This window comes from Otoolea muris (genome assembly GCF_943193115.1).
In the GTDB taxonomy this organism is placed as follows: domain Bacteria; phylum Bacillota; class Clostridia; order Lachnospirales; family Lachnospiraceae; genus Otoolea; species Otoolea muris.
Genome location: NZ_CALPCY010000015.1, coordinates 43394 through 64908, shown reverse-complemented (window position 1 = coordinate 64908; position 21515 = coordinate 43394). Strand labels below are relative to the sequence as shown.

Here is a 21515-nt window from a genome sequence, read left to right as displayed (position 1 = left end):
CGGCTCTTTCCCATGGCCAAACCATTCCCGGCATATGTTATTCAGTTTGATCATCTTTCTCAGGGACATGGAAATACGATGGGATAATGGGACATGATAAAAAGAACTGCCTGCCCGTTTCAGAATCTATTTTTGGCTTTTCTTCCTTTTAATTAAGATTTTTGTAAAAAATTCCGGTTGAAAGCCCCTAAAACATGTGGTAAGATGGTTACAGCCTTGAGTGGCATGTGAGATTTGTACAACATAATACTTATTATGTTGTATTTTTTATGCACACGGACGCCCATAGGAACTATGTCAGCCAGAGCTGACGGGCGCGCGGGCAGGGGGCGAAATCTCTCCTGCCCGATTGTACAGGCCCGCATGAGGAGGTTTGCAGCCCTCCTCAGAGCACCAGCCCCAGGGCTTCGATCTTCCTCCTGCATTCCCTCACCGACGCGGCGGTATAAATCCGCGTCGTCTCAATGCTGCTGTGTCCCATGATGTCAGCCAGCCTCACCACATCTTTTTGAGCCGCATAAAAGGTTCTCGCAAACAGGTGGCGCAGATTATGGGGAAATATCTTACTCCAGGAAACCTCCGCCTTTTCGCAGAGCGCTTTCATTTCCCGCCAAAGGTTGCTCCTGTTGATTCCTTTTCCGGAGCGCGTGGTAAAAACCTCGCCTGCTTTGATCCGCCTCTTTTTCATATACCCCATAAGCTGCTTCTGGAGCTTTTTTCCCATAAAAACCGTCCTGTTTTTCCCTTTGTTCCAAATGCGGATCCGCCCGGCGCGGACGGCTTCCGCGGTCACGGCCTTAAGCTCGCTGATCCGAAGCCCCAGGCCGCACAGCGTCTGGATCGCCAGGGAGAGCCGTTCCTTCCCGCATTTTCCGGCTGTGTTCACAAGACGGTAATATTCCTCCCTCGAAAGCTCCTTCTCCTCCTCGCAGAACATCTGCCGCTGTATTTTCATCAGCTTCACCCGCAAATCGTTCCAGCCCATGCAGGAAAAAAAACTGTTGAGCGCGGCCAGCATGGAATTGACGCTCTGGGGCTGATAGTCCCGGATCAGAAATGCCTTGAATCCCAGCGCATCCTCCTTTGAGAGCGGTTCCGCGCAGGAATGCGGATTTTGCCCTAAGCGGTACCGCATAAAGCTGCGGATATCGTGCAGATATTTGGAAATTGTCGCGGGGGCGCGTTCCATTTCTTTTAAATATTTCTCAAATTTTTTAACTTCCTCTTCTCTCAGCAGCCTGATTTCGTCCATGAATCTTCTCTCCTTCCTGTCATGTTTCAAAAATTTCAGGCAGACAAAACGCCAAAAAGCAGGAAAACGATCGGGTCCTCCGTCATTTTCCTGCTTCTTCTTTACTCTGTGAGTATGATTGATAATTTGTATTCATTTTATAAATCGCCTGATTTGAAGGCGTTGTACCCTTCATAAAAATAGCTTGCGTCTATGCCCTTCATATAAATTTCTCTGTCATTGATTTTATCGGTCAGCGCATTTTTAAGAAGAACCTTAATTTCAACATCCCTGATCGGGCTTCTCTCCATGGCAAGAAGATAATCTTCCTTATCAACTCTCCCCCAGTCTACTACAAGCTTTAATTCTTTTTTCAAAATAAAATCAAGCCATATACGGGCGCTTCTCCCATTCCCCTCCCTGAAAGGATGAGCAATATTCATTTCCACATATTTTTCTACAATTTCATCATAGGTTGACTGTGGCATCTGATCAATATGCCGCAAAGCGGCTTCCAGATACATGACAGGAGCGAACCTGAAATTCCCTTTTGCGAGATTCACATCTCTGAGTTTTCCCGCAAAATCATAAATATCCTCAAAAAGGTACTTATGAATTTTTGCAAGTCCTGAAAATGTACCCGCTTCCCAATCATCCAAAAGGCTTTTTTCATATAGCTCGACAGCCTTTTTTTTACTTAACTGTTCTTCCGCCCTTGCAAGCTCCGCGGATTCAGTGATATTTAATTTATTTTTCAATGTCATGCCTGTTCTCTCCTGTGCGCCGGCGGCGTCCCAAAATCCTGCATCCCTCTCCGGCCTCCGTATGGCCTTTTGTGATTTCTCCTCTATCATAACACAAACCAGTGAAATGATCCATCGCCGCGCCTCACATCCCCTGCCGGATTTTCCATGCTATATCCGGCGCGGCGCACTGCAGATACTCCGACAACCGCCTGTCATTATCATAGTAATGTTCCACCAGGCGCAGTATCATACCCGCAATGCGCTCCTCTGCCTCTCTGCCCGGCATTTTTCCCAAAACCGTTCTGATACGCTCTGTCTCCTCCGGACGGAATCCTCCAGAGCTTACCGGCCTGCCGGCAAGCCTGTGCATGATGATATTTTGAAGGATGATACTGCTGATATTTTCAAAGAGAAGACGATAGTCATGGCAGTACATCTGAAGGGTCTCTATGACGTATTCGCGGGCAAATTTTTTTAAAAAACGCTGCTCCAGTTCCACGCGCCTGACGTACTCCAAAACCGCGCCGATGCCGCACAATGTCCCTGTATTTCCAAGAACCGGATAATCAAAGGTCAGAAGCGTCTCCTGCGGGGCATATATAAAATCGTATTTTGACAGAAACCGGGGAATTTCCCTGGCAACCGTCCGCCGCAGGCATTCGCAGTTATAATCCTCGAAGTCAGGTATGAGCCGGTTGTAAACCTCCCGGAGTTCCCTGACTTTTTCTTCCACGATATTCCGGCCGGACAGATACGCGTCCTTAGCGGAAATATCCTTTATCCAAAGCGCGGCGCCGTCACAGCAGTCATGGTTTTGTCCGTTTATGCCTTCATTTATGCAATACAGAACCGCGTCCATCAGCCTCTGGGCCGTTTCATATGTCACAGAGGTATGCTCATATCCGGAATACCGGGATGCAAGTTCGGCTGCGAGCGGGATGAGCTCCTCTAACGGATAATCCATATGCTCCATTTCAATCACCTCCAGGCCAGTTCTCTCAGGACTTCCAGATATAATTCCCTGTCCCAGCGCGTTACAATGTCGAATTTTTCAAATTCTCCCCTTCCCCCTGTCCCCGTATACCCCGAATAGCCTGCCCGGATCGCCTGGGCAAACAGATCCAGACACGTCCCCTCCAGATAATCAAAATCCCCGCAGCACGCGCCGTCAAACTGCTCCCGCATATATTCCAGGAGCTCGTCATCCGTAATCTCGTCCAACATTTCATTTTTGTACAGATAAAAAATATTCTGGAGACGGATCAGCGCGTCGCGATAATTTTCCTGCATGATATAGGGCGAATCACAGAATGCATAGATAACCGCAGGCAGTATACTCTGCCCAAACTCCACCCTGCGCTCCCGTTTCAGCGCGTCCGCCCGTTCCTGCGCTAAAACTTGTGCGTCCTCCCTGCTCAATACAAGGCCGTATGCTTCCGTATAGCGGTTTGTTTCCAAGAATCTGCGCTGTCTGCGTCTGCTTTGCCATCAGCTCTAACCAGTTTTTCTCTTCCATAAGCCCTCACCTCCTGGAAGACTGGTTACTTTTCACGGGATGGGGAAACTAACTGAATAATTAACTTGAGCGCTGTGATTTCGTAGTGAGACCATAGCGCTTTTTGAATTGAATGTGCCAAATATAAAGCGAACGGACATCTTATATACTTGACATCAAAGAAGCTAACTGATGAAAAAGATGGATAATATATGATTATCCAATATTATAGAACACAGAATAGAGGAGACTAAAACAATGGCTTTGAAAGGACAACTTCAAAATAGTATAACAGATAGTTCGTCTATCTACGAGCGAAAGCTCTATTTGTCCCCGTACATGGACGAATTAATAAAAAGAACACATAGCGCGGCTCTTCAAAAACAATTTATCCCACAGCTTTCGTCGTACGATTTTCAGTTTTCAGATGATTATCTGCGTGAAGATGAATATATGCCTATTCCCAATCTTATTCACAGGTATGAAAGCAAGGCTCTCATAATAGCAACAAATCAATGTGCATGTTATTGCCAGTTCTGCACAAGACAGCGTATTACCCGTAAAGATGATAACAGTCCTGATAATTTTAAAAACATACTGAACTACATAAGAAAACACTCTGAGATAATGGACGTTCTGATAACAGGCGGCGACCCATTCATTTTGAGTACCAGAAAAATTATCAATCTGTTAAAAGAAATAGAAAAAATAAACAGTGTAAAAATCATAAGAATTGGAACCAGAATTCCTGTCACTCTCCCTCAAAGAATTAATGAAGAATTAATTGGGGCTTTAAAAACAGTTAATCATTTGTACATAAACATACACGTAAATCACCCTGACGAGCTCACTTCAGAAAGTAAAAATGCTATTTTATCACTGGCGAATGCCGGGATTCCATTGGGAAGTCAGTCAGTTTTATTAAAAGGTATTAATGATGATTATGATGTTTTAAAGAAACTATTTCTTCAATTAATTCAGCTAAAAGTAAAGCCATATTATTTGTACCAGTGTGATAAAGTCCATGGATGCGAAAATTTTATGGTCGATATCCGAAAAGGTATTAGCATGATTAATAAATTATGCAATCAAATCAGTGGTTTTGCTGTTCCAAAGTTTGTTGTGGATACACCTGAAATGGGAAAAATGGTATTAGCGCCAGGTTCTATAGTTAAAACAGACGGAGATATTTTTTACCTTTCTAACAGAAACGGGCTGTGTTCTTATAAAAATATAAAATAAATCACAAAAAACTACGACAGGAGGATTTATGAGAAAAAAATTATGTATTGGAATTGCTTATGATGTGAAAGAGGATTATAGCATATCTGCAGAAGGCTTTCTGCATTGTGATTTTAGTATGTTGTTTGAAATTAAAATGATAAAGGAACTTCTTGAAGAACGGGGACATTCTGTATATCTATTAGGCAATTATCAAAAGATAAATAAAATGTTATTGGACGGAGAATTTCCGAAAATAGATATCGTCATGAACACTGCGGAAGGAATACTCAGTCGAAACAGAGAAGGCTGGCTTCCTTCTTTGTTTGAAATAAATAATATTCCCTATTCAGGTTCAGATGCATATGCATTAAATCTCACACTGAATAAATTACATACAAAAATCATAGCGGAATATCTGAATATTCCAACACCTTCATACTGCAAGATAGATTGCATTGATGATATTAAAATAGCAGTCAGATCTGTAAAAGGCCCATGGATATTAAAGCCTAATTATGAAGGAAGCAGCTCTGGTGTAATGTTTGTAAATTCAGAGGAAGAGCTGAAGCAGACTTTTCAGAAATTAAGCGCTGAATATCAGCAGCCGTTATTGTGTGAGACTTATATTGAAGGAAGAGAATTTACAGTTGCTCTGTTGTATGATGGCAAAAATACAAAAACACTCGGTACAGTTGAAATTATCCGAAAGGGGGAATCACAGATTGGCATTTTTAGTGCGGAAGATAAATATTCCGATACTTGTACCAAAATCCCGGCTGTACTTCCTGGGAAAATTATAGAAGATATGCAAGAGAGCGCCCAAAAACTTCATCAATTTTTAGGATGTAAAGACTATAGCCGTACAGATTATCGCGTAGATATGAACGGACAGTATTATTTTCTGGAAATCACTCCACTTCCGAATGTAGACTATGAAAGCGGATTTGCAAAATGCTGCGAATATAGTAAATATAATCTTGGAAAAGTGCTAGAAGAAATACTCTATAATGCTTTGAAACGCTATAAAAACGGGCAGGACCGATAAATGGTCCTGCTGTTTAAAGGCTTTCATAAAAACGAAGTGTTGTAAAATAAAATCCATTCTCCACACACTTTTTATATACCCTTTTAGGAGCTGTTCCTGCCATGTTACGGGTTTTAAGACCCATTACCTTTTTGGTTCTAAAAGCTAACGCCTTATATATATACTTAAAGCGTGGCTCCATATAGTCCAGTTTGGAACATACATTCAGCTTTTGCAGACATTTTTTGTGATCTTTCATATGAAAATAATAAAATGCCCAATTTAGATTTTGATATATAGCATAAGTGGGGATATGTTGCGGCTCCTGTAGCTTAATTAACTCATCGATCCGCTCCAACTGCTTCAATGCTTCGCCAGGCTTACCAAGAACATTCATACAGTTTAGGACGTTTGTCCGGATAGTAATTTCCGAATAAGGCTCCATTTCGTACTGCAACGCCTGTTCAAAAATAGTAATAGCAGATTCATAATCGCTATCCAAAACCATTTTTAATATTCCCTTTGTATTTAATGGATAATAAACAGCAAGGCTTCCAAAAGAATCAAACAAATCGATAGATTCATTTATCGGCTTAGAGACATTTGCTAATTTGTCAATATATAAATTATCCGTAGCAATATTGTGAAGAACTTCTGCCAAATATTTTATGGAATGCCGTTCCCGAAAAAACGCCTCTGCTCTTTCTTCCATGCTGATTGCAATTTCCTCGGGAAAAATCATACTTGCCATGCGGAGCAAAACATAATACTCCTGTTCATATTTATTATTTTTGTAAAAATCTATTGCCTTTATATAATACTTTTCCTGGCTTTTTGCATCGCCTGTTACATCACAGGCAGATGCCAGCAGAGATACTATTTTTATATACGAGTAATTACAGACATTTTCTTTTTCAAAATCTTTTTTCATGCGGTTTAGAATCTTTAATGCGCCTTCTACCTCGCCGCTCATATACAGGCAGTAAGACTGCTGGTAAAGAAGTTCTACTACCTGTTCTGAAAATTTGCCAATGTCAAAATAGCTTAAACATTCTTCATAAGCCCTGCATGCTTTCGGAAAGTTCCCCATATTTCTATAACAATCAGCCTCTGCTTTAAAAATATCATATTCTAAAGAGTCCAAATGCAGCTTATCCAAATCCACATATTCCAGCATATATTTAATGTTCTGAATTGCATCCAGCTCATGTATATAGTCCGATATTCTTTCATATTTTGCAACTAATTCAACATAGTAAATTATTGCAGTATCATAATTTTGCGCATATTTATAATGCTTCGCAATCGGATATAATGCAGTAATTTCGCGGTCAATTGCTTTTATACCCTTGCGCCGCTGTTCCTTTTTCAATAGCTTTTTATAATAATTTGCCAGAACTTCGTGCCACTCCTTTTGTAGTTCTGGTGATATACTGTCTTTTATAAAATGATATACATCATCATTTTCAAAAGAGTAAGATATATCGTCCGGATGAATAATCAACTGAGAGATCTTTCCTATTTTTTGCAACATATCGTCTGCATTAATAATTTGAAATGGTTTAGAGAGCAGCTCAACATTAAAGACATTTCCTATAATAGATGATTTTGAAAGCACTTCTTTGAGCGTATTATCAAGCCGATTATAGCGCTGCAAAATAAAATCTTTTAAAACGTCTGTCAAAATGCTGGAAGGTAGCTTATCACATATGTATTTCCCCTTTTCAAACCGGATATAATGTTCGCCCTTCAAAAAGTTTATTGCTATATTCAAATACATAATATTTCCAAATGAAGAATCCAAAATATATGCAAGATTATCATTAGATATCTCTATGTCGCCCAAAATATCAAAAAAATAACATTTTAATTCATCAAACAATAGTCTTTTAAAACATATGAAATCCGTATGGCCTGGAGACAGTTTATAAAATGGAATAAGCAAATTTGTATCTTTCTCAATATCAAATTCAAATATAATAAAGGTCTGGCAATGTGGGAACCGACTCAATAACATTTCTGTTGTTTCAAGAAGAAACGTGGATGTCTGAGAATCCAAATATTGAAACTGTTCAACGTAAATGATCATTGGCTCCTTTTTACAAATAGCAAAAAATTCTCTTTTTGTTTGTTCTTCAAAACTTAGATCGGAATCCAGGGACAGACAATCTATATCCAACTGCAACGCATGTAATACTGGTTCAAGTTGGAATCGATTTTCTGTATCAGGAGAAATTTTTATTATTTTTTTCTTGTTTTGTAAAAAATATTGGGTGCAGCTCCGCTTTCCCAATCCTTTTTCTCCATAAACAACAACTACATGCGATTTAGTCTGAAGCTTATAAATGTTTTCCATAGCTTCCAACTTCTCCACATTAATTTTAATATTATAATTTGCAGGAAGAGGTTCAGGGATTTCTTTTTTCTTATAAGCCTCTGTTACATGTTTGGCACCCTTTACCTTTTCAAATATCATCTGTGCGATTTCCTGAGGTTTCTTTTTTCTTGCGTCAATATCAGCAATGCTTCCTGCAATGCCAGGGACTCTCGTGTCATCAAACCGAACCGGAAGAATATATTGCTGGAAATCAGGACGCGATTCGAGCATATTTCTTTCCAAAGCAGATTTGACTTCCAGGTTTGTCCATACTTTTTTAACATATTCTTCTGAAATAAACGGGACGAAATACATGGCTTTTTCAAAATAGACACTATCCAAATACTGAGTAAGGTTTTTGCCCCATATATTAACTTGTTCATTATAATCATAAAAGTGCCTGACATTAAGCTTTGTCAACGCCTCCGATACTTTTTTGACATAATCGCGTTGTTCTCCCGCAAATGAAAGCGCTACTTCATATTCAAAGTTATCTTTTTTCATTTAATCCCCCATATAGTCCATATATTGTGGATAATCATATATTATCCATCACAAATCCAGCTATCCCCCGCTCCCCCTCTCACTCAATCGCCCCCAGCAGCCGCCTAACCATCAGCCTGTGATTCACATTATAAAACAGTCCCTCATTCAGCTCCTTCCCCCAGGGATTCAGATCCGACCATCCATTCCCGGTAATCCTCTCAAACGCGTACTCGCTGGAGCGCCCTCCCACCGTGCCGACCAGCGCCACCGGCACGTTTACATTCCTGGCCAGCGCTGCCTCCGCATCCACTCCCTGTTGTGTTTTATCGACTTTTATCTTCCCTCCCAGACAGATTAACAGCTCGCTTTTCTCCACACAAATCATCCGTTCCCGCATCTCCTGCAGCCCGTCTGATAATATAAGCGTGCATTGCTCCTGCAGCTCCTCCAAATCATAGCCTCCAGCGTACGCCCTGTCCATGTGCATCTCAATCGAATATTTCATGTCTGAAGCATATAATTTACCTATATCAAAAATCAGCTTCTGAAAAGTCGGATGCGCCCCAAATACCAGGGTATAACCGCCCTTTATAATTTCTCTGGCGTAGATCATCACAGCTTCTATCAGCGAATTTTTATATATCTCGTCGCCGTCCGGAAATGCGCCTGAGAGAATAATCCGTTTATTGCGCCTCTGCCTTTTTATCCCGGATACGTTTTCAAGGTTCGTAATATAATCGTCGAAATTTTCTTCTGTCACTTTACTGTCGCTGCATCGTTTTTCCCTCCGCCCATGGTTTGATAACAAAAACAGCCGGTCATTTTTTTCATAGGCGTCTTTTTTCCTAACCTTTTCCAGAAATGCCGCGACGTCCGCCTCTTTCGGATTTCTTCCAAAGCATTGGATGTAATGTTTTCTGATTCCGCTGGCGTAAATATCCTTCATCGTTTCTCTGTACTCTATTTCATACGCCAGTATGGAATCCCTGTCCGCCATCAGTTTGATTTTATTATCATATTTTAATTCATTTAAATATTCGACGTACGAAAATACCTGGTTTGATGAATGCATCATAAGCTGAAAGCATTTTTCCTCTATCTCATCCGCAATTTCGATCAGCCGTTCCTGGCAGTCGAATTCTTCACTTCTGTAATGCAGCGCCGGCTTCTCTCCCGGATGAATCGGCATATCCCTGTACGATGCATTGTCAATTTGAATCCACAAAACGGGGATGTCATTGATAAGGGCATAGCACAATTCTTTCATAATATAACAGGATTGATGCGCCTCTTCTGTCTGCAAAAATATCAGCACATCACTCAGTGATAATTTATTATCAATATCGTGCTGCGCGTCCTCCCCGACTTCGACATTGATGACATCCCTGTATACATTCCGTTCTCTTGTCAAAAGCTTCAGCTCATCGGCAAGCTTTGCCGTGATGTGCTCCCCGTCTGTGCGGCGGTGGCTGATGAAATACAGAACTTCATCGCGGTATAGCGGAGATAATGTCTGAGCGACAATCTTTCGCGCAAAGATCTGGGCGATTGCCCGCATATTGTTCTTCATCGGACTTCTGTTTTCATTGCGGCACGACACGTCAAAGCTCTGCCTGTCTGACACCGGCCCGGGGGGACGCCTGCACTCCGGATTCCTCTCCATTGCGATTGCCCACACTCTGCACTTCGCATCATTACATTTTTTTACCAACTTAAGAAACAGGTCGCAGTACCTGCCATCCAATGCGTTGAAAAATATAAGAATATCATTTCTGTCTATCTCTCCTGACAATAACCGATTGATATGAAACGATGTTGAAATATAGGTCATATCCGTGACATATTCATCTAAAATTTCGCGGCATGACTGAAAAAATCCGGCGGCATCCTTATGATTTCCTATTGTCAATTTTGGATCACAAAAAATAACGTTCATGATTTCTCCTCAGGTATATTACTCCTGCCCTAATAGAGCGCTCTGTTTTTCTGTCAAAAATGAAATGGGGGCTTATTGTTTTTATGCAACTGCACTAAAAATGCACAATCATTTGTTCCATTATAATACATATTCCGCCATATATCTACCTTTTATTTTCAAATATCAACGACAAAAAACAGTAACACAGTGACAGCAAAAGCCGCGGCCGCCGATAACCGTCCCAATCATCTGAACGGTTATCGGCGGCCGCGGCGGTATCGTCAATGCGATATAAGCGTTCCGGACACTCTGTCTTGCCCCCATCCTATGTATCTCACATATCCCCCGGCACAGCATCCATTCCGCGTTGCATCCTACTTTACCGTATAATTTAAACGCACCGTAATAGACGCCGTCTTATCCTTTGCGCTGGTGTTAAACGTTCCCCCATAACTGTATTCCTCCGTGCTGGAATAAGCGCCTGTAATCTGAAATACACCCAGGTTTGCGGTCAGCAGTTCTCCTGCCTCACACCCCGCATTCTGCGCCATGATGTCAATCCGCTCTTTTGCATTTTTCGTCGCTTCCTCAATAAGCTGCAGCTTCAGCTCATCCAGCTTCGTATAATAATATTCCGGCGCATCGGACATAATCTCCACTCCCGAATCGATCAGCTCCGTGCACTCATTGGATATAGCAGTAATCTTCTCCACATCCGGAGAACTCACCTCAAAGGACTGGGTCAGCTCATACCCGTCATCCTCGTAGCCTATGCATTCCCCTTCGGTATTATAGACTTCTTTGGTCAGTTCGCTGATATATATGGCGTAAAATGTCATTTCATCCCCGGATACGCCCTTTTCCTCAAAGTATTTTTTTACTATATCCGCATTTTTCTCAATTTCCCGGTACGCCTCCCTGGACGTATCTCCACGCACAGAAAAATTTCCCCGCCAAACTGCCAGATCAGATTCAAAATCCACACTGGCGGAGCCGGTAGCCGACAGGCCCTCTCCCGCTTTGCCAAGCTTTGCTTCTTTTAAGCCGTTTGTGCCGATCATCACGCAGATAATCGCGCAGATACCTGCAATGCAGGTGATAATCACGGATTTATATGCTTTCATTTTTAACGTTTACCTCCATTTACCGCTGACGTTTGCCTGTGATTTACCTTTTCCTTTATTTATGATATGGCTCTCCATATCATACCTAAGTGCGAAAAATCTCATAATATTATTTCAGGCAGAACACAAAAAATGCTCTGCTTGAAATATTTAACATATTTCTTTTAAGTACGTTTCTGCTGTTTCTTCTGTCAGACCAAACTTTTCACAGATTTGTTTCAGAATAACGTCACTTGATATTTGTAGCTCTTTCAGTGTTAAAATCATAGCTGTTATTCCTTTATCAATTCCCTTTTGAATTCCTTTCTCCTCCACACCCTTACTTAAATTACACATAAGCGACACCTCACTTTCTGAGAATATCAGTTAAAAGATGAAGGCTACGCCTTTTCCACTTCTTTCAAGTATATTTTTGCTGCTTCTTCTGTTACTCGAAATTTTTCCTTTAACTTTTTTATTATTACATCTTCTGATAACATTACATCTTTGTAAGCAGTAATGGCTCCATAAATCTTCCCTTTCTCCTCCACACCCTTACTTAAATTACACATAAGCGACACCTCACTTTCCAATGTCTGAGTCATTCTGATATGAAAATCTTCCTCCAATATCTGGCACTTGTCCTGTGAACCTGTCTCCGTGGACAGAAGCACATTCAACAATTTCAATAAATCTGTACCCGAATCTCCCTCTTTCCCAAGACAAATCATGACAGCCGCCATCAAATCATAATCCGCTTTCCGTTCCTTTACACTGCCCACCAGATTTTCTTCCGCAATGTAATAACGGGTAATGCTGTTTTCACGGCTCTTTGGCGGATTCATACAAATCCATATGCTGTATACTTTTTTGATATTCTCATAGTGGGAATTTGTAAACTCTGTTCCATATTGGGCGGAAATCATCCGGCTGCAGTAATAGATTCCCCTTTTTATCAATGGATAACCCGGATAAAAATCATTTTGGGCTTCTATATTGATAATCAAACGAATCAATTCACCGGATACAGGAGCTATCGCGAAAAAGCGGATATCATAGGTAACAGTTCCCTCCGTCAGAGAAGTGTCCTCGTTTCCAGCTCCCTGTATCATAGAAACACGGTTGGTTTCATCCGCTGCAACTGCCACTTCTCCCACCTGCGGCGTACCTTCAATATATTTTTCCGCAATCTCCTCCACATCACAGTCACGGTATTCTTCCAGGCAGTTCTTCATAATCCATGCCAGAATAATCTTCTCCGAAAGCAGCCGCTTGCAGGCCGCATCATAACTGGCTTTCTCATCAGCCACACGGATGTTTTTTGCTATGGTAGTATCTGTATTCGTGGCCTCACCTCCTGCTTTTACTGATATTTTATCATATTTCATACGAACAGACCACAAAATTTTTCAGTCTTTTAAAATAACCAGCTTATTCTGATAGCACTCCACAGACACGCTGCAGCCAATTTCAAAGCCCCACTGCTCCACCCAGTTCCCCTGCAGGATAATCTGCGGCACATTTTTCCCATTCCTTGTTGTAAATGAGTATGCTTTCATCCTCCGTGTAGCCACGGTATAACCCGAACCCCCATCCTCTGCCACCATACAGTTATTTAACTGAAATCTTTCCATGACCTGGAACATTCTTGACAGCATGGTTTCCTTTCCAAATCTGCACGTTTCCGTGAAATTTTCCCTTCTTCCAGAATCACCATGGATGTTTCCGTCTGTTTTCCACGAAGTTCACATAGCTTCCGGTTTAATTCCTCCCTGCGTGTTAAAAATTCCTCCCTGGAAATCTCGCTGTCTTCGTAAAGTTCATGGTTTCTCTGTTGGCGAACCTTGATTTTTTGCAGGTTCTTTTCCTGGACTTCCCGTTCCTTTATGGCGTTTTCCTTTAAGATTCTATGCTCCCGGTTAACCCTGCCCACAACCTCTTTAAAGAATTTCTCGTCGCTTAACAGTTTATCCAGTTGATTGTACACAAACGTGTTCGCTTTTTCTACCCGTACCATATTGCTGTGGCATACGGTGGTTCCTTTATTTTTCCAGTTCCCACAGGCGTAATAGGTAAGCTTCTGTTTGCTGCCGTCTTTGTTTCGGTTCGTTGTCCTGGAAATCACCATGCCTGCGCCACATTGAGGACATTTTAGGATACCTGTCAGCGGATATTCCCCGTCGTAGATTCTGGCTGGCTTTCCATTCTTTTGGGAAATCATAAACTGAACCTGTTCCCATAACTCCTCCGGTATGATTGCTTCATGTTTTCCGTCTGCAACAATAGGATTGGGATTGATATTGTTCCTTCGTTTTTCATTCCAGTCTCTCCTTACGTCATAACGCACCTTCCCAATATATACCGGATTTGTGAGAATTGATTTTATCTATGCCACTGAAAAAGCGTTATCCAGCTTAGTTCGATAGCCTTCCCTGTTAATCCGTCCCACAATAGCCTTGTATCCCTTTCCGGAGGCATAGAGCTGGAACATAAGGCGCACTGCCTCCGCCTCTCGTTCCACCACCTCCAGTCTTGACTTTCTTCTTCCATGGTTTTCCGTACCCTCCATTGTCACCCAGCAATATCCAAATGGTGGAATCCCACCGCACCATTCCCCGGACATGGCTTTTGCTCTCATGCCCATTTTAACATTCTGGGCAATGGTATTTCGTTCAAATTCGCCAACCAACGCCATCATCTGAAACTGCATTTTCCCGGCTGGCGTGCTGGACTCAAAAGGTTCTGAATAAGATTGGTAGCCGATTCCATATTTCTCTAACGTTTCTACAATTTTAATGGCATCCGATAATTTCCGGCTGATTCGGTTTATCTTCCAGCTCATGACCAGATGGAACTTCTTTTTAGAGGCGTCCTCCAAAAGCTGCTGCATGGCCGGTCGGTGGCGGATATCCTTTCCACTGATTCCGGCGTCTTCATAAACCATTGCCACTTCATAATTCTTCTGCTGGCAGTATTCACGGATTAAACGCTGCTGTTCCTCAAGAGAATACCCTTCTTCTGCCTGTTCCTGTGTTGATACACGACAATAAATTGCTGCTTTTTTTATCATTGTGTCAGACATTTGTTGTCCCTGCCTTTCTATCTTATATTTCAAATCTATAATATATATTCTATCTATCCTTCCAGACCGGGAGCCTGAAACTCCCAGTCTGTATTTTTCTTATGTAATTACGATTCCTTCTCTTTTAAATAGAACTCAACAATAAGCTGTGACAGGATTGACATAAGCGTTTCCAGCCATTCCTCCTGTTTTAACTCATTCATCTTCCAGATTTCTCCAATATACAGGCATGATTTTTTTAAGCGGGACAATAAAGACGGTAAGGACGGTCTTTTATCAAAAAAAATTTTATATATTAAGTAATGCTGCTTTTTTTATCAACAGACTTCTCCACCTTTTTTCTGTTTTTTATCGTCCTTACTGTCCTTATCGTCTTATTCTGTGTTCTCTCTGCTGATTTTTACAAAACGTTTTCCGTTGTTCTTCCCTATCTCCACGGAAATCCCAACATTGTGCAGTCCGGCCTCCAGTTCTTTTAATCTCCTTGATAAGTGGTTTGCCTGTTTGATTTTATTGCTGGCATGCATTCCTTTTTCATAGAGCATATCAGACAATTTTGCGCTCAGTTCGCTCATTTCCCCTTCAAAATTCCCGGATTCCTCCAGATAATCCATGACCGCCCCGGCAACCTCATCTTCTTCCAAAAGCCCCTCGTTCAGACGGGTACGGTTTTTCTGATATGCCTCTAAAAATTTCTCCTGTCCATACCCCATAGCCTCTGCTACGGCACAGCCCCATTTTAAAAAATCAAGAAGTCGGTCGTCTATATTCACTTCTATCAAAGGCTGGGTTTCCATAGCTCTGGAAAGACACTCAAACATTCTATAAAGGATACAGGGCTTATCCGCTTCAAATTCTTCCATGACGTCTTTTTTGCTCCTGCGTTTTTCTGATGATATGGCTTTCATATTCAGAAATACACAGCGGTCAACGAAATCGGAACGGTCGGAAAGCAGATGGATTCCATTCATATACACAACAGACTTTATATTAATCTCGCACAATTCGCTGTCTGAATACTTCTTTCTCTTAACCGCTGTTGCCCCCGTCACTGCCTGGCAGAAAATATTTGCCTGGCTTTTTGTAATGGAATCCATGTTGTCCAGACAGACGATATCCTGTGATTCCAGAAGAAGCAGAAAGTCCTCCTCATTTTTCGGCATGACCGTTACATTGTTGCTGGATATATCCAGACAGCGTTTATCCATTTCCATGGAAGTGGTCTTTGAGGAGCCTTTGCCGCCTTTGTAGATAACGATAGGCTGCTCAATCCCTGTTATGAGCCTGACAACCAATATAACGTTATGAAGAATCCGGTCTGACTTACTGGCAAAATGGTAATATTTACTCATCAGTTTCCTAAACGATTCCCCTTTTGCGGCATAGGCTGTGGGCGTAAGGTTTTTCTTGTTATCAACCTGACCGGCGGCTCATTGCAGCATTTCGTTCCCGACTCGTCAATACAAAGCACAGCGGAATCTTCGTTCGCCAGGTTATAATACAGGCGGCCCTCATGGAAAGCAAACCGATTGTATACCGGATATTCCTTTCCCTGGCAGTGCGCTTTTGCCACAAGAGTTTCCATGACTGCCTGAATCATATCATTCCGGCCGCCCCGGTTGTAGGTCTGATAATACAAATTCCTCAGCCACATCTGGTAATATTCCGATTTAAGCGGATAATTCACAAAACCGCCCTTGTTTGGAATCTGGATAAAAGCCTCCCCTTCTGTGCTTCGGAACGGAATATGCCCCTGCTCCTCTATCAGTCTTAAAAGAACATCCACCGGGCTTTCTTTTTCTGCTGACGGAAGATTCTCTGTCTTTGCTTTTTTTGCTGACGGCATAGGCTTCTCACCCTCCAGCATACGCCAGAGGGTTTCCCAGTTTTCTTCCTTACAGCTATCATGGTGACAGCCAGCCGCAATCCCACCATCATCAAACTGTATGACATAAGCCCCATTGTCCTTGGAATGTTCCTGATTCCATGGGCAGGATTCCAAAACATAGCACATACCATTCTCTACCTGCTTTTCCCTTGCGACGGGAATCTCTTGGGATTCCAGCCATAAACGCAAATCAAACTCCATCCTGCTCCCTGATATGCTTCTGGCAGGCTCACGTTTCTCATTTCTATTCACTGTTTTCTTTTTATTCCCTTTCTCCACACACTGCGCCGCAATCTGCTGTAACAGCTCAATCGCTGCCGGCACTCGTTTCTTTGGTGCGTACAGGATTTTGGAACGCCTGTGTGGACGTTCTTCTGTGGAGTCTCCCTTGCAGGAAACTGTACCATAAAGCTTTGTAATTCTGGCCGCATTATAGGTTGTTGTATCGACCTTTACCTGCTCTGTAGAAAACCTTGAATCCAATGCGCCAAGAAAGCCCTTTGCCAGACTTGTCATTTCCGGTGTATTGGGAAGTTCCACAGGATATAAAAGATAAAAGCCGTTTCCGCTTAATGCGGTTACAGGCTCCGGGAATCCACAGTCTGTTAAATAACCCTGAATTTTCCTACCCAATTCCTCAGACAGCTTTAACTCCTGCTCTGTGCTGGAGATTCCGGCCGGACGTTCCGGGTCTAAGTCAATGAGAATCCATCTGCGGCAACGGATTTCCTTGTCGCTGGTTGTATTCTTCGCATAACTTTTTAGATGGTTCTTGCCTCTGGCCTCAATTCCATCGCTTAAAGCGTTCATTGTGATGTAAATATTGTACTGCCTGTCATAACGCTGGATATGCTCAATCAGCTTATCTACATCATTGTAATAGCCTGAAAGAGTCCCTTGTTTGGTGTTTAATATTCTCACTTCTGTAAATACTCCTGACTCTATCAGGGTTTCAAATGTTTTTCTCACTTCGCTGTGAAGTATATTAGAATCTTTCATTATTTTCCTCCTGTTATTTTTTGTAGCTTTATTTTACAGCCTCCAAAGGCATAATACTCTACCCAAAAATCACTTTTTTATAGAAAAAAGGGGAAGGTTTGACTAACACGTTCTTTATTGTTCTTTATTCCATGTCATTTAACATTTAATTCTCATCTCAGAACAATACATTATAGCACCATTAACAATTTATCCATTTTTAAGGAGGAAGATTGAAGATGAACAATCCAAATGTAAAATTTATAAGTAAGGAAAAACTTCTTAACAGCCCAGAAATTTACCATAAAGTTAATAGTAGCAAAACTGCAGATGAAGGCTGCAATAATAAATGGAAACAAAGTTTATTCCAGTTGTTTTTTGAAATCACAAAAAAAGATAATGACAATTTATCCTTTTTACAGCCCCTGGAAAATTCCGCTATCAATGCCCACCATATTTTTGTAACATTTTTATCTTAACTGCCAATTATTATACTTCAGATAAAATTACCTATAATAAAATCAGAAACGTTTTAAAATATTATGACTCTTCATCGATTCAGGATGTGAAGTTTTTTTCGCCCAGATTATTCATGCCGGAATTTCTGACTTTCCATCGGCACAGCAAATGCGCATACTCCAGATTCGCAGTATTCTTTTAAAGCTATGTACACTTAGCACAAGAATCAATTTTCCATACATAATGAAAATGAAGCATATCGATTTTAAAAAATTAGCAAAAGAATTATTTCTATATATCTTAGATGAGAACAAAGAATCCATTGACTTTGACAATCTCAAGGTTTTTAAAAGTATAGATGATTTTGATACCAAATTAAATTTATGGTAATATTTTAAATCAACAAAAAAAGAATATGTGTTGATTGACCGCCAATCCCCACATATTCTTTTTGCCCCTACTTTCTCCGTGTTCTGCCGCTCTGCTTCGCACACTTTGACGCTGTATAGATGGAAATTCCCAGTCCAACGCCTGCCGTCACGGATTCAATAATAACGGTGGATGCTATGGTACTTCCCACAGCCGCTAAAAATCCTAAAATCATGCTTCGACTCCTTTCCGGTAAATCAATATGATTCCATAATCATTGTTGGTAAGATACAGGGCTTCTACCCACTCTGTGCCGCTGACCGTGACCGTATCAAGATATTCATACATAGATTCCTGGATATAATGCTTCTCCAGTATCTGCCGGCAGGCTTTCTTTGCGGCTTCATCCAGTTTCGGGATAACAGCGCAGAAGCCGCCCATGCCGCCCTGCACATCTCTGTCCGCTCCATAATTGCTGTCCAATATGGCAACCTGTGAAGCAAGGTATTCCAGTATCTTTTCCGGCAGATACGTTTGCAGAACCGGATAAGTTTCCCAGTAGTCCTGTTCCGTTCCAATATAATAATAATCCTTCTCCCTGTTCGATTCCTCCGGCATTGGCCTGAACCGGTTATTTTTGTCTTCTATATCTGATTCATCCACAATTCCATAACCTCCGCACAGATAGCCGCCGTCTCTGTCTTCTTCGCCAACCGCATAGAAAATCATCCGTCCACTTTCTTCCGGCATACGGAATGACCTCACCTCTATGGTATGTTTCTTCCCTGCCAATTCTTCGTAATCGGCAGCAGACAGCATCTTCCGAAGTCCTTCCCATTCATCTGCCTCCAGATAGTCTGCGTCAGACAATATGGAAACATTGCTCCATCCTGCCCCCGGTGTGATGCCTTCTCTGTTCTGCACATAGTACAGAAAATGTTCCCAACTTTGAAATCGAATCCCTGTCACGCTTCATTCCTCCTGTAATCACTCTGTTTTTTTGTTGTATAGATTAACGGAATCTTCTGGCTGCCTATTTTTATGTATGACACATACCAGCTTCGGAGCTTTCCTCTTCTGCTTCTTGTCAGTATCTCATCAATATCTTCCTTCACTTTTATCTTGTTGGGGTACATTCCGACCGCCTCTTCTATTCCATACCAATCGTCATTGAGCTTATCCAAGCACAGAACGAGAAAACCTTTTTTCCCCAGTTCCTTAGAACAAAGGATATAATAAATCTTCCTCATCACTTCTTCCGGTACTTTCCGTTTTCCCAGATAATTATTCAGTTGCTTCAGCAGGCGCCACTGGCTCACTGTTCTGATTCGAACCGCTTTCTTCATCTGTTTTCTTTTCTCCTTCCTCTTTTATGGGTTTTCTTATTTTCTCTGACTGCTTTCCATCTCTGGCCTTTGCTGTTTTTTCTGGCACTTTTTCGCCATCCGCCTTTTTCATGCCGTCTGGCATCTTTTCATCACTCGTTTTTTCCTTCTCAAATACAAACGAACGTAATTTCCATCTGCCAGGAAAATATCTTCCGGCCATCAGGGGATGGATTGCTGTCAGTCTCTCATATTCCCCCTTATCATCCACAATATCCACCACTTTATCTTTATAGCCGCTCAGAAGTTTCCTCAGATATGCCTTTTCCTCTTTCACAAATTTATTTGTCAGGAATGTATTGCCATATCCAAGCAGAATCGTGTCAAATCCACGCTTTAATACCTCTTCCAGATATTTCCTGTTCTCTGTATTGTTTGGCACCTCTGAGGGCTTTAGACGCTGCTTAAACAGTTCTCCATAAAGATTGCAGATTGTTACGGTGGTGTAGCCCATAGGAATTAAATTATTCAGAATAAATGTAGTTGTGGTATCTATTATGCTGATGTCATCACTGGCCGGATTCAGACCAATTACCAGAATACTCTTCTTCTGTCTGCTGTCTTTGCAGGTGAAAGTCAGCTCAAACCGCTTTTTCTGGCTCTTGTCAAATACGCCTTTTCGTTCTACCGTCATTATGTTGGTTGTATATCGTTCCATCTTATGCTCCTTTTTGCACAAAAATAAGGCAGATAACATTTCTGCTATCCGCCGTTTTCGGAAACTGCCACGCTTTTTCTGTTATGCCGACAGTGTTTCCAGTGCCGCCAGTACGCCCACTGTTATGACACATGCGCTCAAAAAGATTCCTGCGTGCATATCTATCACCTCCTGTCAGGTTTTATACATAGAGATAATATATATTTACACTATTTTATTTTCTTAAAATCCGCTTATCTGAAATTTATCTGCAGCATATAATCATAAAATGCACCCTGCAGGCTGTCCGGCATATATTCGTATCTTTCATCTGCCATATATTCATTGATTCGTTCTCTGGCCTCTTCAATCTCTCCGTCTTCTATCAGTTCCCCTACTGTTTCAGCTACTTTGACTCCTTCATTTCCATATTCCTCTAATGATTCCACCCTCTCTTTTAGATTTTCAACATCAGCTTTGAATCTATCATACTTTTTATAGCTCCCATTCATTTCATCCAAAATCGCCTTGATTTTTCCCAGGTTCATTTGGGAATACTTTTCCATTTCTTTTTCAGTGGCTTCATAAAGTTTGACATCTTCAATCAGTTTGGATATTTTCTTAGATATTTTTTCTCCCTTTAGCTCTATCTCATTTGCGTCCTGCAGTGCAGCATAGTAATTGCCCTGCTCCACCTGACTGACAATATCTTTTTCTAACTCACTGGCCTCTCCCGACATGATTATTTTTCCAATCAATAAAAGTATCACTACAACAACAGCAATGGGTAAAATCTTCTTCATATAAAATTCTCCTTTGGTTTCTTATCTACAATGTCTTCATAGTATCTTTTTGGCATATTTACAGTATGAAAGCGGCAAACGCCGCCACTTTCACACTGATTTTTCACTTCTTCGTAGTTCTATATGTATCACTTCCGGCAAAACAGATTATCCGAATTTCTTAACCATATATACAATGCCGGAAATTGCTGCCACCACCCAAAACAGCTCCCATAAAAATCCAATCACATAAGATAACAGCCATACAAGAACCACTATTCCGACGACTGCCGCAAGAATCAACAGTATCTTCTTCATGATTTCTCCTTTT

22 protein-coding genes and 1 pseudogene are annotated in these 21515 nt (G+C 41.5%); 3 read left to right on the top strand and 20 right to left on the bottom strand.

All coding sequences use genetic code 11. The annotated features are described in order from the left end of the window. Positions 1-385: 385 nt before the first annotated feature. From NFS31_RS11180 to NFS31_RS11165, 4 genes are all read right to left on the bottom strand, one after another. Positions 386-1252 carry a tyrosine-type recombinase/integrase gene (locus NFS31_RS11180; RefSeq protein ID WP_160302624.1) on the bottom strand — a complete coding sequence of 289 codons (867 nt, stop codon included), beginning with the start codon at positions 1250-1252 and terminating at the stop codon, positions 386-388. Between the two features lie 137 nt (positions 1253-1389). Then, positions 1390-1995 carry a protein adenylyltransferase Fic gene (gene fic / locus NFS31_RS11175; RefSeq protein ID WP_160302670.1) on the bottom strand — a complete coding sequence of 202 codons (606 nt, stop codon included), beginning with the start codon at positions 1993-1995 and terminating at the stop codon, positions 1390-1392. A 124-nt stretch (positions 1996-2119) separates the two neighbouring features. Continuing rightward, the gene (locus NFS31_RS11170) at positions 2120-2950 is read right to left on the bottom strand and encodes a DUF6179 domain-containing protein (RefSeq protein ID WP_251494895.1); all 831 of its coding nucleotides are present in this window, start codon (positions 2948-2950) and stop codon (positions 2120-2122) included. Positions 2951-2955: 5 nt separating this feature from the next. Then, complete coding sequence (locus tag NFS31_RS11165) at positions 2956-3435, bottom strand: DUF6323 family protein (RefSeq protein ID WP_251494892.1); 480 nt, start codon at positions 3433-3435, stop codon at positions 2956-2958. A 295-nt stretch (positions 3436-3730) separates the two neighbouring features. Here NFS31_RS11165 and NFS31_RS11160 point away from each other — a divergent pair, with 295 nt between their 5' ends. Both NFS31_RS11160 and NFS31_RS11155 read left to right on the top strand, forming a co-directional pair. After that, positions 3731-4714 (top strand): KamA family radical SAM protein, encoded by a 984-nt coding sequence (locus NFS31_RS11160; RefSeq protein ID WP_251494889.1) that lies wholly within the window; start codon positions 3731-3733, stop codon positions 4712-4714. 28 nt (positions 4715-4742) lie between these two features. After that, positions 4743-5741, top strand: a complete 999-nt coding sequence (locus NFS31_RS11155; RefSeq protein WP_251494886.1) for a D-alanine--D-alanine ligase family protein — start codon at positions 4743-4745, stop codon at positions 5739-5741. A gap of 13 nt (positions 5742-5754) precedes the next feature. Here the strand turns inward: NFS31_RS11155 and NFS31_RS11150 are convergent, their stop codons facing one another. The 10 genes and pseudogenes from NFS31_RS11150 to NFS31_RS11105 all read right to left on the bottom strand — a co-directional run bounded on the left by NFS31_RS11150 (position 5755) and on the right by NFS31_RS11105 (position 17573). After that, entirely contained in the window at positions 5755-8601 is a 2847-nt protein-coding gene (locus NFS31_RS11150; RefSeq protein WP_251494883.1) for a TIR domain-containing protein, read from the bottom strand. Positions 8602-8680: 79 nt separating this feature from the next. Beyond that, a complete protein-coding gene (locus NFS31_RS11145; RefSeq protein WP_251494880.1) occupies positions 8681-10519 on the bottom strand; it encodes a TIR domain-containing protein in 1839 nt (612 codons plus the stop codon). A gap of 356 nt (positions 10520-10875) precedes the next feature. Beyond that, positions 10876-11625 (bottom strand): SIMPL domain-containing protein, encoded by a 750-nt coding sequence (locus tag NFS31_RS11140; RefSeq protein WP_251494875.1) that lies wholly within the window; start codon positions 11623-11625, stop codon positions 10876-10878. 150 nt (positions 11626-11775) lie between these two features. After that, positions 11776-11961, bottom strand: a complete 186-nt coding sequence (locus NFS31_RS11135; protein WP_120419743.1) for a hypothetical protein — start codon at positions 11959-11961, stop codon at positions 11776-11778. A 44-nt stretch (positions 11962-12005) separates the two neighbouring features. Then, positions 12006-12992, bottom strand: a complete 987-nt coding sequence (locus NFS31_RS11130) for an Rpn family recombination-promoting nuclease/putative transposase (RefSeq protein WP_251494871.1) — start codon at positions 12990-12992, stop codon at positions 12006-12008. Positions 12993-13013: 21 nt separating this feature from the next. Then, positions 13014-13238, bottom strand: a complete 225-nt coding sequence (locus NFS31_RS11125) for a SymE family type I addiction module toxin (RefSeq protein ID WP_251494868.1) — start codon at positions 13236-13238, stop codon at positions 13014-13016. Next, on the bottom strand, positions 13220-13825 hold the full coding sequence (locus NFS31_RS11120; RefSeq protein WP_275563887.1) for a recombinase zinc ribbon domain-containing protein: 606 nt from the start codon (positions 13823-13825) through the stop codon (positions 13220-13222). Before NFS31_RS11120 ends, NFS31_RS11125 begins: the two co-directional genes overlap by 19 nt. Then, positions 13826-14674 (bottom strand): annotated as a pseudogene (locus NFS31_RS11115) (recombinase family protein); the annotation flags it as partial. Between the two features lie 386 nt (positions 14675-15060). Next, complete coding sequence (locus NFS31_RS11110; protein WP_251494865.1) at positions 15061-16038, bottom strand: hypothetical protein; 978 nt, start codon at positions 16036-16038, stop codon at positions 15061-15063. Continuing rightward, complete coding sequence (locus NFS31_RS11105; RefSeq protein ID WP_251494862.1) at positions 16038-17573, bottom strand: hypothetical protein; 1536 nt, start codon at positions 17571-17573, stop codon at positions 16038-16040. The genes NFS31_RS11110 and NFS31_RS11105 overlap by 1 nt, the downstream gene beginning before the upstream one ends. Before the next feature lie 218 nt (positions 17574-17791). Between NFS31_RS11105 and NFS31_RS11100 the strand changes: the two genes are divergently transcribed. Beyond that, positions 17792-18031 carry a hypothetical protein gene (locus tag NFS31_RS11100; protein ID WP_251494859.1) on the top strand — a complete coding sequence of 80 codons (240 nt, stop codon included), beginning with the start codon at positions 17792-17794 and terminating at the stop codon, positions 18029-18031. Between the two features lie 437 nt (positions 18032-18468). On the opposite strand, the gene NFS31_RS11095 is transcribed toward NFS31_RS11100, so the two are convergent. The 6 genes from NFS31_RS11095 to NFS31_RS11070 all read right to left on the bottom strand — a co-directional run bounded on the left by NFS31_RS11095 (position 18469) and on the right by NFS31_RS11070 (position 21502). Then, on the bottom strand, positions 18469-18615 hold the full coding sequence (locus NFS31_RS11095) for a hypothetical protein (protein WP_016287310.1): 147 nt from the start codon (positions 18613-18615) through the stop codon (positions 18469-18471). Then, a complete protein-coding gene (locus tag NFS31_RS11090; protein WP_251494857.1) occupies positions 18612-19349 on the bottom strand; it encodes a hypothetical protein in 738 nt (245 codons plus the stop codon). Before NFS31_RS11090 ends, NFS31_RS11095 begins: the two co-directional genes overlap by 4 nt. Further along, complete coding sequence (locus tag NFS31_RS11085; RefSeq protein ID WP_251494855.1) at positions 19346-19630, bottom strand: hypothetical protein; 285 nt, start codon at positions 19628-19630, stop codon at positions 19346-19348. Before NFS31_RS11085 ends, NFS31_RS11090 begins: the two co-directional genes overlap by 4 nt. 34 nt (positions 19631-19664) lie before the next feature. Beyond that, entirely contained in the window at positions 19665-20423 is a 759-nt protein-coding gene (locus NFS31_RS11080; protein ID WP_251494852.1) for a DUF1643 domain-containing protein, read from the bottom strand. A 233-nt stretch (positions 20424-20656) separates the two neighbouring features. Next, on the bottom strand, positions 20657-21205 hold the full coding sequence (locus tag NFS31_RS11075) for a hypothetical protein (protein WP_251494850.1): 549 nt from the start codon (positions 21203-21205) through the stop codon (positions 20657-20659). 147 nt (positions 21206-21352) lie between these two features. Beyond that, on the bottom strand, positions 21353-21502 hold the full coding sequence (locus tag NFS31_RS11070; protein ID WP_016303146.1) for a hypothetical protein: 150 nt from the start codon (positions 21500-21502) through the stop codon (positions 21353-21355). Between the last annotated feature and the right edge of the window lie 13 nt (positions 21503-21515).